Origin of the sequence: Nocardia sp. NBC_00881 (genome assembly GCF_045207455.1) — a bacterium.
GTDB lineage: Bacteria > Actinomycetota > Actinomycetes > Mycobacteriales > Mycobacteriaceae > Nocardia.
On record NZ_CP108798.1, the window covers coordinates 6,424,273 to 6,437,217 of the forward strand.

General features: G+C 68.8%; 10 protein-coding genes and 1 pseudogene. 5 read left to right on the forward strand and 6 right to left on the reverse strand.

Annotated features, from left to right (window positions below):
* Positions 1 to 144: 144 nt before the first annotated feature.
* Complete coding sequence (locus tag OH799_RS27785) at positions 145 to 663, forward strand: hypothetical protein (protein WP_406269931.1); 519 nt, start codon at positions 145 to 147, stop codon at positions 661 to 663.
* Here OH799_RS27785 and OH799_RS27790 read toward each other — a convergent pair whose 3' ends face one another.
* Positions 664 to 2,961, reverse strand: a complete 2,298-nt coding sequence (locus tag OH799_RS27790) for a helicase-associated domain-containing protein (RefSeq protein WP_406269934.1) — start codon at positions 2,959 to 2,961, stop codon at positions 664 to 666.
* A 187-nt stretch (positions 2,962 to 3,148) separates the two neighbouring features.
* Between OH799_RS27790 and OH799_RS27795 the strand changes: the two genes are divergently transcribed.
* Positions 3,149 to 3,337 (forward strand): hypothetical protein, encoded by a 189-nt coding sequence (locus OH799_RS27795; RefSeq protein WP_327112279.1) that lies wholly within the window; start codon positions 3,149 to 3,151, stop codon positions 3,335 to 3,337.
* A gap of 86 nt (positions 3,338 to 3,423) precedes the next feature.
* On the opposite strand, the gene OH799_RS27800 is transcribed toward OH799_RS27795, so the two are convergent.
* Positions 3,424 to 4,053 carry a resuscitation-promoting factor Rpf1 domain-containing protein gene (locus tag OH799_RS27800; RefSeq protein WP_406269937.1) on the reverse strand — a complete coding sequence of 210 codons (630 nt, stop codon included), beginning with the start codon at positions 4,051 to 4,053 and terminating at the stop codon, positions 3,424 to 3,426.
* 407 nt (positions 4,054 to 4,460) lie between these two features.
* Positions 4,461 to 4,703 carry a hypothetical protein gene (locus OH799_RS27805; RefSeq protein WP_406269939.1) on the reverse strand — a complete coding sequence of 81 codons (243 nt, stop codon included), beginning with the start codon at positions 4,701 to 4,703 and terminating at the stop codon, positions 4,461 to 4,463.
* A 197-nt stretch (positions 4,704 to 4,900) separates the two neighbouring features.
* Between OH799_RS27805 and OH799_RS27810 the strand changes: the two genes are divergently transcribed.
* Complete coding sequence (locus tag OH799_RS27810) at positions 4,901 to 5,320, forward strand: cold-shock protein (protein WP_357263475.1); 420 nt, start codon at positions 4,901 to 4,903, stop codon at positions 5,318 to 5,320.
* Between the two features lie 30 nt (positions 5,321 to 5,350).
* Here OH799_RS27810 and OH799_RS27815 read toward each other — a convergent pair whose 3' ends face one another.
* The 3 genes from OH799_RS27815 to OH799_RS27825 form a co-directional block, all read right to left on the reverse strand.
* The gene (locus OH799_RS27815) at positions 5,351 to 5,932 is read right to left on the reverse strand and encodes a DUF2771 domain-containing protein (protein WP_406269942.1); all 582 of its coding nucleotides are present in this window, start codon (positions 5,930 to 5,932) and stop codon (positions 5,351 to 5,353) included.
* A complete protein-coding gene (locus OH799_RS27820) occupies positions 5,929 to 7,851 on the reverse strand; it encodes an MFS transporter (protein WP_406269944.1) in 1,923 nt (640 codons plus the stop codon). Before OH799_RS27820 ends, OH799_RS27815 begins: the two co-directional genes overlap by 4 nt.
* Before the next feature lie 73 nt (positions 7,852 to 7,924).
* A complete protein-coding gene (locus OH799_RS27825; RefSeq protein ID WP_406269947.1) occupies positions 7,925 to 8,719 on the reverse strand; it encodes a glutaminyl-peptide cyclotransferase in 795 nt (264 codons plus the stop codon).
* A gap of 17 nt (positions 8,720 to 8,736) precedes the next feature.
* On the opposite strand from OH799_RS27825, the pseudogene OH799_RS27830 reads away from it, so the two are divergent.
* Positions 8,737 to 9,457: pseudogene (locus OH799_RS27830) on the forward strand (DUF3027 domain-containing protein); the annotation flags it as partial.
* A gap of 478 nt (positions 9,458 to 9,935) precedes the next feature.
* Positions 9,936 to 12,878, forward strand: a complete 2,943-nt coding sequence (locus OH799_RS27835) for a sacsin N-terminal ATP-binding-like domain-containing protein (protein ID WP_406282665.1) — start codon at positions 9,936 to 9,938, stop codon at positions 12,876 to 12,878.
* Positions 12,879 to 12,945 lie beyond the last annotated feature (67 nt).

Below are 12,945 nucleotides of genomic sequence, written 5' to 3' on the forward strand. Positions count from 1 at the left end.
CGATGGTCCATCTACGGCCTGCGCATGGAGCGAAGCAGGCCGCGCTCGGTGTCACCCGCCGAGCTGATGCGGCCGCAATGATCCTGCGGGTATCCTCACCGCGTTCACGAGTCCGTGAACGTGTTCGGTGAGAGAGGTTTTCAGGTGAAGTTTCCAGGAGCGCGGCTGCTGGCACGGATTGTGCTCGCCCTCGTAGCGGTGGCCGCGGTGGCCGGCTGTTCGTTGATCGAGGACTCGAGCAAGTCGGACACTGCCAAGGCGAAGGTCGGCGACTGCATCAACGTCATCGAGAGTTCCGCTGTCGATTCCAAGACCGAGCCGGTCGACTGCTCATCGGACAAGGCCGTGTACAAAGTCGCGCAGTCCTTCGACAAGAAGACCGAGTGCGCCGCCGACTACACCTCCTACGAAGAGACCCTCAGCGGTGGAACCACCGCGTTCCTGTGCCTCGCGCCGAACTTCAAGGAAGGCAACTGCTACAACGAGAGCAGCGCGACTGGATACAAGCACGTGGAGTGCGGTTCGTCAGAAGCGACCTTCCGCGTTCTGAAGCGGATCGAGGGTAAGGCCGACGAACTGCTGTGTGGTGCGGACGCCGACGGCTTCCGCCTCATCGAGACGGACCCCAAGGTCACTTTCTGCACGGGCAAGCCGAAGGCCTGATCACTCCAGCAGGGCAACCGACGCGATCCGGTGCAGCGTGAAGTGCCGGACCGCGCCGGTCACCGGGTCCAGCGCGTCCAGCTGCCCATTGCCTACTTTCAACGGCTCCACCACCCGCTGCGTGGCGACTCCTTGGGCATCCACGTAGCCGATGTTCACCGACCGCCGCACCCGCGCCGCCAGCTGAAGCAGGGCGAGGGTCGCGGCGGTATTGGTGCGGGTGCCGTCCGGGCGCACCACTTGGCCGGCGCGGGCGCTGGCGGCGCGTTCGCCGGCGCGCAGTTCCGTGACGAGCAACTCCAGCTGTTCGGCGCTGGGCGGCGTCGGCCGATATGGCTGCCTGGCGCCCGGCCGCGCCGAGATCCGGGCGCCGCGGGGTCGAAGGTCGACGATCGCGCCCGTCGAATCCTCACCCGCTGGTGCGAAGCCGGCGGCTCGCAACTGTTCCAGTAGCTCGCCGAGCGGCGCATGGGCGATGGCGACGGTCGGGGCGATGGTCCGCAGCGCCAGCGCGCTCGCCACGGGCGCGGAAAGCACCTGGGCGAGTAACGCCGGGTCGTCGCTCCGGATAAAGGACTGGGCCATGCCTGCCCGTAGCTGACCGTGCCGCCTGGCCACGTCGTCGATCAGATAGGTCAGCGCCTGCGGGATCGGCGTCCTGGAATGCTTCGCGAACAAGCTGTGCAGTTCGGCGGCGGTCAGTCCGACGTCGAGTGCGCGGCGCACCGAGGACTCGCTGAGCCGGTACACCGTTGCGGCACCAGCGGATTCGACGTCGGCGACAAGGGCGATCCGATGCTGTAGGTCGGTGGTCAGTGGGCCGGGCGCGATCACCGTCAGGTCGGCCTGGACCAGCACGTGGTCGACCGGTTCCGGCAGTGCCGCCTCCATCTCGGCCTCGGCGTCGGCCGCACTGGTCGCCGCACCGTGCAGCAGCGCCCGCGCCGGTGAGCCGAGTGCACCGCGGCCGACGAAGCCGACCGCGGCCGCCTCGGCCAGCGTCTGCTCGACAACTTCCGGCCGGAAGTGCCTGCGTCGGCGCGGCTGCCGCCAGGCAAGCACCCGGCCGATGTCGGCCGGGTCGAGCGCGGTGCCCGACGAGCACTCCGTGAGCAAGCCGAGAATCGCCCGCCGGTCGCGGGGTGCGTGCGGGGTGCGCAGCTCCAGCGAAAGGGCCGCCAACGGTTTGTCATTGGCGTCGCGCATGCCGATCATCCACGGCATCCGGTCCAAGTCGAGCCAGGCAATCGCGAGCGCGACCCAGCGCCGTGCGGGCGGTGCCGCCAGCCAGGCGTCGACCGCGGGGGTGGGCGCCCAGAAGTCGTCGGTCGAATCGAATTCCGGTGGTGGCTCCGGCACACCTTTTTCGAGGAGTTTGGCCGCCGCCAGGAGTTCGACCAGCAAACCGGCCCTCGGCTCCTCGACGCCGATCTGCTTGGCGATGCGGCGCAGCTCCCGTACGCCGAGCCCGCCCGCCCGCAGGGCAGGGGCGGGGGCTTGGCCGAGTACGTCGAGCACGGCGGCGCAGTGCCGCAGTAGCTCGCCTACCTCGCCTGCCGCGACCGCGTTGACCTCGGCAGGCGTGTATTTGGCCGGGCACGGCTCCGGCGGGCTCAGCGCATGCGGGTGGGTGACCGGTTCGCGGCGCAGCACCTGGCCGACCGTGACTGGAAGCTCGACGGTCTCGTCATCGATCCAGTGCAGCAGCCTGAGCGCCAGGAGGCGCTGGATGGGGCGGTCGGCCGGGGTGCCCGGCGCAGCATCCCTGGTGCGTCCACGCGGGCCCGTCGCGGCCAGCTTGTCCAGCAGGGCGCGTTCGGGGGGTGCCAGCTCTGGAAGAGCGGCGACCACCTCCGGCTCGGTGAGCGTGTCGGGGAGTTCGGTCGCGCTGCCGATCGGCCACGGCAGCGCCTCGGCCGCGGCCGGGATCACGTGCAGCTCGTCGTCGTCGGTCCAGACGAGGGCCCGAGCGGTCAGGTGCTCCAGCGCGTCGTCGATCGCGGTCGACGCCACCCGTCCGCTCAGCCGCACGTGCAGTTCGTCGCGGCGCAGCGGCGGGCGGTCCCGGTCGGTGTGCTTCACGCCATGCACCACGAGGATTTCCAGGATGGCGAATTCCAGCGTGTCCAGGTCCTCGGTGGCGCGCAGCACCGACGCGCGCTGTTCGGCGCGGGTGGCGAGCACCGCCATCGACGAAGGCAGCGGCACAGCCAGGTCGGGCCGAAGTTGCAGCAGCATCACCAGCTGGGCATCACTGCGGGCGCCGAGCCATCCGGCAAGGGAGTCGGTCGCGGTCATCTCATCCACCCTACGATGCTGCGGCCCCGTGATCGGATCCGTCACGCAACAACTCATTTCGCGAGAACATGGGTAACTCGGCGGGTACCCACAAAACCCAGCTGACCACCAACAGCCAGCCCGCAACGATACTCGTCACGCACCCACGACCGGCAAGAAACGCGGAGAGGCAGGTTAGCATGGGGCCGTGGTGAACAAATCGAAGAAACCCTACGTCGACAACGGCTGGCCGAAGGTCGACGACGGCGACCACGCGGTCACCGAGCTCTCGTCGGCCCGCTCCGGTGGTCTCTCGCCGTACGGCGAGGACACCGAATTTCCGGTGCCCGCCGATCAGCTGCCCTACATGCACCCGAACACGGTGATCAACCGCTGACCGCGCGTAGGGTGATTGATTCCTCGGAAAAGAAGAAGGGCCCCGCATCCTCGTTGATGCGGGGCCCTTCTTCGTTGGTGTAACGATCAGGAAGGGATCAGACCCTTGTTCGCCTCGTAGAAGTTCACGATCGCCGGGTCGAGCATGACTCCGCTCGCCTTGGCGGCGTTGACGAAGTCGAGGGCTTCCTTGGGCACCTGCACGCCCTGGCCCTGCACTACCTCGAGGGCGCGGTCGACGGCCGAGTAGACCTGCTGGGAGCTGACCTCCGGCGCGGACTGGGCGGTCTGCGGCGCGGGGTTCCAGCGCGGGGTCTCGGTGGTGGCGGGAGCGCTGCGCTGGGTAGGTGCACCGCTCAGGCCCAGCGAGGACGAGCAGGAGGGCCAAGCGCCCCAACCCTGCGAGGCGAGCACCTTTTCGGCGACGGCGATCTGCTGTTCGCGGCTGGCCTGGTTGGCGGTGGCGGCGTACTCCTGGCCACCGTGGGCACGCCAGGTGCTCGGAGAGAACTGCAGCCCGCCCTGGAAACCGTTGCCCGTGTTGATGCCCCAGTTGCCGCCGGCCTCGCACTGTGCGAGTCGATCCCACTCGGAGTCGGGTGCCGCGCTGGCGTTGCCTGCGAGTGCCACACCGGCGGTGCCGATCATGGCCCCGGTGACGGCAACCTTGGCTACCGTGCGGCCGGTCGAGCTTGGCTTGCGATGGCGTCCACTCATATCGGGTTCGTCTTCCTCTCGACGCACCTGCGAGGCTTCGGCTCCGGGTTCGGACTGAGAGGTCGTCCGTTCCGCCCTCGCCCCTACATTTCCGTCGGGGTCCGGTACCCGCGGGGCGAGGTTCGGTGCGGCGGGCCGGTTGTAGCCGGGTGTCCCGGCTGGATAAGACCGTACGTCGATCCCCGCGAAAAATCACTATTTGGTAACCGGCGTGTACGGGCCGGTCTCGGCACGGTATCGATCGGGGTAGCACGGCTTACGTGCAGCTAGAGAGGCCGCCGTCGGTCCGATGAGCCGCCGTCACCGCTTTGTGACCTACTCGTAATGTGATGAGGATCACATCGCCGCGTGGGTAACGATCGCTTGGGTAATCAGGTCGCGAGCCAACGCGAGGTAAAGCTTCCGTTTCAGCGTGATCTCCGACCGGAACGCAACGCGAACACGAGCGCGACCACGAAGCCCAGTGGCGCGAGCAGCGCCCCGAAGTAGAGCCAAAGACCCGGTTCACCGTCGGTGAGCGCCGGCGTCAGAAAGATGGCGACTATTGCCAGCAATCCCAGCGCGAACAGGCAGAGGGCGAGTCGGAGCAACCAATCCCCGGATCTGCGTGGCACGCCGCCGGAGAGGGTCGGAGCGGAGGGGTTCGTCACCGCTCGACCGTAAAACTGATGTGCTTGCGTTATACGCACCGGGGTAGACTTGTCACAACCGCGTCCCGCATCATGCTGGGCGCGTTCTTTTCGCACGGAGAAAGGACCGGTCGCGGCGCCGCCGCAGGACAGGTCCGGTAGACGGATGTGCTCGGGCCGACGGGGTCCGAGCTTTCGATGATGAACGGGTGAGCGCAGTGCCGACCGGCAGGGTTAAGTGGTACGACGTCGAAAAGGGCTTCGGCTTCCTTTCCCAGGACGAGGGTGAGGACGTCTATGTCCGCTCGTCCGCGCTGCCGCAGGGCGTCGAGGGCCTCAAGCCCGGGCAGCGAGTCGAGTTCGGCATGGCCGCAGGCCGCCGAGGCCCCCAGGCTCTGAGCCTGAAGCTGCTCGAGGCGCCGCCCTCGATCCGGCATGGCCAGGAACGCAACGCGCGCAAGGAGCCCGCTGCCCGCAGGCACACTCCGGACGAGCTGCACGGGATGGTCGAGGACATGATCACCCTGCTCGAGGCGACGGTGCAGCCCGATCTGCGCAAGGGCAAGTACCCGGACCGCAAGACAGCGCAACGTATCTCGGAGGTCGTCCGAGCGGTCGCACGCGAACTCGATCACTGAACTGTCGATAAGTGGTCCGACCCGACTCGGCTACGCGGTGCTGATCGACCAAGCGGCGTGCGGAACGTAGAACTCCTTGCCGGTTTCGTCGCGGGCGAGGATCGGCAGCTGCAGTTCGACGCCGATCAGGCGTAGGTCGGGCTCCGGCATCGAATCGATGGTCAGCGCAAGGGCTCTGTCGGGGTAGTCGTTACGGCTGATCACCCGATCCACCTTCTCGCCACTAGGCAGGACGTAGATGAGCTGGGCGAGCCAGGGTGCGTCGGCGATCTTCTTCGGCAGCGACAGCTGTAACGGATAACCGGGGGGGACCTCGAGTTCGACCGTCCTGCCGCGGTGGCAATCCGGGGTTTGCTGATCGCAGGGCAGGGTGGCGAACACCGTGCCCTCCGCATTCCCCTCGGGCAGGATGTGGCAGTCCTGCATGGTCACGGTGCAGTAGCTGAACGGCCGGACGGTGACCGTCTTGCCATGCGCGTAGGCGGTGATCGTGACGTCTGGTTCGTCGGCATTGCGGACCAGCACCACCAGCGCGCCGACGAAAGCGACGGTGAGCATGAGCAGGGCTGCCGCGACAAGCGCGACGATTGTGCGTGCGTTGGGCTTGCTCACCAGAGGGGGTCTCCTTGCCCTCGTTGGGTCCGTGTGGTGTCGCCGCCGCGGCGTGGCCCGCTCAGGCCGTGCTCGCGGTATGTGCTCGTGGAGTGACCCGCGGGCCGGGCCGTCGGGACCTCCTGCTCCGCGTGCTGCGGACGGTTGCCACCGAGGCCGGGCAGCAGGGAGTGCCCTCGGAAGCTGACGAAGGTCTGCACGAGGCCGATCACGAGTATCGCGGTGACGACCGCGAATCCCTTCCAATAATCGGTCGGCAGCAGCACGCCCGCCGCGCCGCCGACCACCCAGCTGAGCTGTAGAACCGTCTCGGAGCGGCCGAATCCGGACGCGATCGACTCCGGCGGAAGGTCGTCCTGGATCGCGGCGTCCAGCGACACCTTGGCCAGCGCGCTCGTTCCGGCCGCGACCAACGTGGCCAGTGCCGCGCCGAGCAGGTTGTTCGCGAACGTCGCGAACAGCGCGACCAATGCGCAGGCCGCGGTGCAGCCGAGCACGATCAGCGACGGCTTGCCGAGCTTGAGCCGGGCACCGGTCGCGTTACCTGTGAAGTTGCCAACGGCCGCTGCCGCGCCGACGACGCCGAGCATGGCGGCCTGCTGCACCGGCCGATGCTCGGTCGCCTTGGCGACGAATGCGACGTAGAACGTGAGGAACCCGGTCAGCACGCGGATGGCGCTGTTACCCCATAGACCGGTCACCACCGAGCGGCCCAGCGGCTGTCTGCGCTTGCGCGGCGGCACCGCCGATTCCTTGGCGGACGCCAGCACCTGAGTGTGCGCGTCAGGGCCGTGATAGCTCAGTGTCGCCGGGACCTCGCCCTCGGTGACCTCGACCCAGGACGGGATGCGCAAACTCAGATATGTTCCCGCGCCAGCGATCAGCATCGCAAAGACCAGCGCCCCGTTGGAACCGGCGATGCTCGCCGCGAGCGCGGCCACTGCCCCCGCGCCGATGGTGCCGCCGACCAAGCCGAACACCGTCAGCCGAGAGTTGGTGCGGACCAGATCGATATCGGGCGGCAGGACGCGCGGCGTCACCGCGCTCTTCAACACCGAGAATGATTTGCTGCCGATCATCATGCACAGCGCGAGCGGATACAGCGCCCAGGTGTCGAACTCGACGATCAGTACGACCGCGACGACCGCACGCAGGGCGAACGACGTCGCGAGCGCCAGTCGCCGGCCGCGCTGCAGGCGGTCGAGCATCGGGCCGATCAGCGGAGCGATCACCGCGAACGGCGCGATCGTGATCAGCAGGTACAGCGCGACTTTCGTCTTGCTCTCGGCGGTGGCGCTGGCGAAGAACAGGGTGTTGGCCAGCGCCACCGCGATGGCGGCGTCGAGGGCGAAGTTCGCCATGGTCGCGTAAGTGAGCGCGGTGAGGCCGGACTCGTCCGCGCCATCCGCCTTGGCCGCGCGCTGGAAGGTCGCGATCCCCTTCTCGGTCAGCTGCCTGCCGCGCATGGCGGCGACGCGGGTAACCGTCAGCTTGCGGGGGGCACGCTGGTTGCCGGGCGGAGTCGGGGTTTCGCGCGGTTCCGGCTCGCTCGGGAGCTGCCCAGCGGGTTCGGTGTGGTCCGGTTCGGCGTGGTGCGAGGGTTTCGGGCGGCCCGGAAACACGCGGCGCGGCGTCGGACCGTGCTCGGTGTCACGTCGGCCGCGCAGCAGTCGCCGGGTCTCCGGGTACTCGGAGCCGGGCGGTGTTTCGTGTCGCTGGGTCTCCGCGTCCTGCCGCCGGTCGTCGTACGCGGGCAGGGTGTTGCCCGCGTCCGGTCGGAGCGGTGGCAGTGGCCCGCGCCGCCGCGGCGCGTTGGGTGGCGGATATCGGTCGAAGCCGGGATGCCGTTCGATCGGCGGATGCCCCTCGCCTTCCCACCGATCACGGTCGGGACCGGAAGGCTCGCGGGGAGTAGTCACGTCGTCAATTCTGTCGTACTTCCGTGCTGGGCGTTCACCCGCGCTCCGTGGCTGTCGACGGAAGGTGCCCGCCCTAGCTACCCGCCGGTTGCGCTCGAGCCGGAGTGAAGCGGACTTCGAACATGGTCGGCCAGTTCTTGCCCGTGACGAGGAACCGGTCGGTGCCGGGCAGCTGGGCGATGCCGTTGAGCGCGTCGGCGTTTGCCCGCGCGTTCGGGGGGAGCAGACCGGCGGCGTCGATGGTCGCGAGCACGCGGCCGGACTCCGGGTCGATGCGCACGATGGTGTCGGTAGGCCAGTCGTTGGCGTAGACCGAACCGTCCGCCGCGCACTCGAGTTCGTTGAGGCGGGCGTTGTGATGGCTGGTCAGCCGCACCGAGCCGGTCGGTGCGAAGGTGACCGGATCACGGAAGGTCAGCCGGTCGGTGCCGTCGCTCATCACCAATCGCCCGGTCCTGGTGCACAGACCCCAGCCTTCGCCGTCGTAGGACGCCCTGCCGCGCTCGGTCAGGGTGCCGGGGTCTCTCGCGATGGCGACGTGGTCCTGCCAGGTGAGTTGCCATAGCGTGCCTGCGGCCAGGGCGATGCCCTCGCCGAAGTAGGGGGCGGACAGCTGCACCCTGGCGAACTCATCGCCGGTCGAGAGGTGGGACGCGCGTACGCTCGACGCGCCCGGCAGCCCGGTGCCTTCGTAGAGGATGTCACCATCGATTTCCAGACCCTGGGTGAACGCCTTCGGGTCGTGCGGCCTGGTGCCCATTACCTCGATATTCATCGTGGGTGTCGTGTCCTCGGTGCCGCCGCATCCGCTCACAATGAGCAGACCGAGCAGGGCACCGATAGCCAACGAACGCCTGTTGCGCTCCATACGGCAAAATGTAGGCCGTGAGCGCAGTTTCTGTTTCGGAGTCCGGCGTACGGCCGATCCTGGCTGATGCCGTTGACGTGGCTCGCCGTGCGCTCCTGGAGTTGGAACCAGAAGCCGTCGGCGCACATCTCGGCGTGACCGCCGAGGACGAGAACGCGGCGACCCACCGGTTCGAGGCCACCTTGCCTGGTTATCGCGGGTGGCAGTGGGCGGTTGTGGTGGCGGCCCCGCCGGAGGCGGAGTACGCGACGGTCAACGAGTCGGCGTTGCTGCCAGGGCCTGATGCCCTGGTCGCGCCCGACTTCGTGCCGTGGGAGCAGCGGATCCGGCCCGGTGACCTCGCGCCAGGAGATCTGCTGGCCCCACCCGCCGACGATCCGCGTTTGGTGCCCGGCTACGTGGCGACCGGAGACCCGGTGGTCGACGAGGTCGCCTACGAGGTCGGCCTCGGCCGTACCAAGGTGATGAGTGGGGAAGGTCGCGCAGAGGCCGCCGAGCGCTGGTACGCCGAACACGGGCCCGATTCCGAGATGGCCAGGTCCGCACCGTCTACGTGCGGACTCTGCGGTTTCTACCTGCCACTGGCCGGGTCGCTGCGCGCCGCGTTCGGCGTCTGCGGTAACGCCATGGGCGCCGACGGTCGCGTCGTGCACGTTGCCTATGGCTGCGGTGCCCATTCCGATACGGTGCTTCCCACCGGCGGCGGTTCCCCGCTCTACGAGGCGTATGACGACTCCGCTGTCGAGATGGTCTCGATCGAGTCGCAGCGGGCCCAGCCGGCGCCTGGCGCCACCAGGGAGAATTCCCCCGACGCGCCTTCGACAGCTGTCACGTCGACATCCGTGGGCGAAGGTTCCGAGCATGCCGCCGCCGACGTGGGGGTTGGCGACGCGTCCGCTGTCGATGCCGGCGAGGTGGCTGCCGCACGGCCGGATAGTGCTGCTGCGGAGCCGTCCGGACTGACCGAGGCGGAACCCGTGGCCGAGCCCCGGATAGTCGATGACAGCGCACGCGCCGGGGAAACGGACGCAGCCGAGCCCGTCACCGCGCCGGAGTCGGCGGCTCCCCAGGCTGCGGCTGGCGAGCCTGCTCCAGAGCAGGGCGTGGCCGGCGGGTCGGAAGAGGCCGGTGCGCAGGCTCCCTCGGGCACCGAGCAGGACACCGGTGACGAGTCGGGTTTCCAGGAGCGGCCGGAGTCCCAGTCATCGCCGCGGAGCTGACCGAGACCGCCGATCCATTCGGCACATCGGAGCTGCGTGCGGCGGTCCTCGCCGCATGGCGTGATTCGCCGACTCGGTTGCGGGAGGACGCCGCCACCGAAGCCGACCTGGTGCGTGCCGGATATCGCGACCGGCTGCTCACCGAGTTGGCGCAGAACGCCGCCGACGCGGCGGCCAAGGCAGGCGTGGCAGGTCGCCTCGCCGTCCGCCTCGCCGGTCGCGATCTGCACATCGGCAATACCGGTGCGCCGCTGGATCTCTCCGGTGTACACGCGCTCACCGCGCTGCGCGCGTCGGGGAAGTCCGATGTCGGCACGGTCGGCAGGTTCGGTGTCGGTTTCACCGCGGTCCTCGCGGTGAGCGAGGACGTCGAGCTGCGTTCCACCACCGGGTCGCTGCGGTTCTCTCGCGATCTGACCCTGGATGCCCTGCGCCACAGCGATATCCGAGTTCCCGCCGCGGACGTGGACGAGCTTGCACCTCCGGTGCTGCGGCTGGCTTGGCCGGTCGAGGCGCCTCCGGCGGACGGGCTGGACACGGAAGTCGTGCTGCGCCTGCGTGACGATGTGGACGCCGAAGCGTTACTCGCCGGGATGCAGGAAGAAGCCGTCGACCTGCTGCTGGAACTGCCCCCGCTGCACCGCATCCGGATCGGCGAAGACGAAGTCGTCAGCAGCGCCGAGGATATGGGTGACGGGCTGCACGAGGTGTACGTAGACGGGCCGGGCGGCGAGCAGCGGACGTGGTGGCAGTACCGAGCGTCGCGCGCCCGTTGGCTGCTGCCGGTGCGGAATGGCAAGCCGGTGGCGGCGGCGCCGGATGTGCTGCGGGCGCCGACCAGGTCGGACGAGGAGCTGTCCCTCCCCGCCCTCCTCATCGCCAACATTCCCATGCAGCCGGATCGCCGCAGGTTGCTGCCCGGCGCCCGCCTGGCCCAGTTGGCGGAGGGTTACGCGGATTTCGCTCGCGCGCTCCCGCCCCGCGACCGCCTCGTGCTCGTCCCGGCGCCTGGCTTCGCGCGCAGCGAGGCCGATGGTCTGATCCGCGAAGCTCTGATCCGCGAGCTGCAGACCCAGCCATGGCTGCCTGTCGTTGCCACGCGCCGGCACACCGCGCCCGAAGGCCTGGTCGGAGCCCTTGCGCACCTCGACCCGGTTGCGCGCGAGCCCTATGCCGACGGCTTGTCCGGCGCCACAGCATCGATCGGCGAGCAGACGGCGGGCGTAGCCGCGCCGACCGACGCGCTCGCCGGTGAACGGGATAACGTGTTCGACAGCTCGGCGCAGGTCGCGAACCGCGTCGCGATTCCGACCAACACGCATGTATTCACTGGCCTCACCGAGGAATTGGCCGCCCTGCTCGTTGACGTGGTCGGCCCGTTGGCGATCCCTGACCTCTCCGGCCGTGCGCAGGCGGAAGCCATGAGCGTGCTGGACGTCCACCGTCTCGGTTTGGCGCGCATCGCGGAACTGTCGGGCGGCTTGGAGCGACCGCCGACCTGGTGGCGGTCGCTGTACTGCGCGCTGGAACCGTTCGTGGTGGATCCGCTCACGGCCGAAGAGCTGGGCGCGCTAGCGGTTCCGTTGGCCGACGGCAGGCTGGTCACCGGGCCGCGCACGGTGCTATCGGACGATCAGCTCGAGGTCGCGATACCGGTGCACTGGGCCAGAGTGGTGCATCCCGAGGCGGCGCACCCGTTGCTCGCTCGGCTCGGCGCGCGATCGGCCACCGCCGAGGATCTGTTGAGCGACCCCGGATTACGCGCCGACCTGGAGGACAACCCCGCCGAGCCGGACACCGTCGACGCCATCCTTCGCCTTGCCGCGCATGCCGATCCGGCCACGTTGCCGTCCTGGCTCGGTTCTCTCGAATTACCGGACACCGAAGGCGAATTGCTGCCCGCCGACGAACTGCTGTTGCCCGGCGCTCCGCTGCGCGATCTGCTGGTCTCGGACGCGCCGTTCGGTACGCTGGATCCTGATCTGGTCGATCGTTACGGCGCGGACGCTTTGCGTGCCGTAGGTGTCGGCTGGGATTTCAGCGTGGTCGTCGAGGCCGATCCGACCGGCCCAGACCACGATCTGGACGACGAACCGCACTGGTGGTCGACACTCCTGGACGATCCGCCGGAGCTGGCGGCGGTCCGCGACCTCGACTTGGTGGACGACGCCGCATGGCCGGAAGCGTTGCGGCAGTTGGCCGCCACACCGCGCACCCGGCGCCTGCTCACGGACGCCAACGGTTACACCGCATGGTGGTTGCGCAGATACGCGCGTATCGACGGCACTCCGCTCGGGCTGCTCCGCCACCCGGTGGACACCGAATTCGCCGGCCTGCTGCCTCCTTTCGCCGACATCGACGCGGACGCCTTCCGCGCCGTACTCGCGAACCCGGACCTGATCACCGAGGACTTGGGCGTCGCGTTACTGGATGCGCTCGCCGACCCGGCGAAAACACCTGTGCCTGATGTCGTGTCGCGCACGCACGCACGCTTGGCCGCCGCCGTCGCCGCGGATCGGCTCGACCTCACCGACTTCCCACCACCCGATCGCGTGCGCGCTCTCTCGGGCGCCGTGATCGATTCTGGTGACGCGTTCGTTCTCGACCAGCCGTGGTTCGGCCTGGCAGTGCCGTCGGACCGGCTGGTGGTGGGCGATACCGACACCGCCTCGGCCCTGGCCACTCTGCTGGATCTGCCGCTGGTCTCCGAGTCCGTCACCGCCGAGGTGGTCGGCGCGGGTCGCCGCACGATCTGGGCGGCGGAGCCGTTGGGAGTCGTTCTGCGCCAACTGTTGACCCTGACCGAGCCGGAGGGCGAGCTGATACTGCACGACGACCTGCTGGTTCGGTTGAGCGGCGCGATCGAGACCACGGTCTCCGTACCTCTGTGGTGTATCGGCTCGACCGTCCACGTCCGCGCGCCGCGGTCGCAGAGCTGAACTCGGGGTCTATTGGCGTCTGCCTCGCCTTCGCTCGGCCCGGCGCATAAGCGGCGACCTCGAGCCT

What these genes read in the sequence shown, in the direction of transcription:
- OH799_RS27800 (WP_406269937.1), bottom strand. Translation starts at nt 4,053, where the DNA reads ATGAGTGGACGCCATCGCAAGCCAAGCTCGACCGGCCGCACGGTAGCC.
- OH799_RS27825 (WP_406269947.1), bottom strand. Translation starts at nt 8,719, where the DNA reads ATGGAGCGCAACAGGCGTTCGTTGGCTATCGGTGCCCTGCTCGGTCTG.
- OH799_RS27790 (WP_406269934.1), bottom strand. Translation starts at nt 2,961, where the DNA reads ATGACCGCGACCGACTCCCTTGCCGGATGGCTCGGCGCCCGCAGTGAT.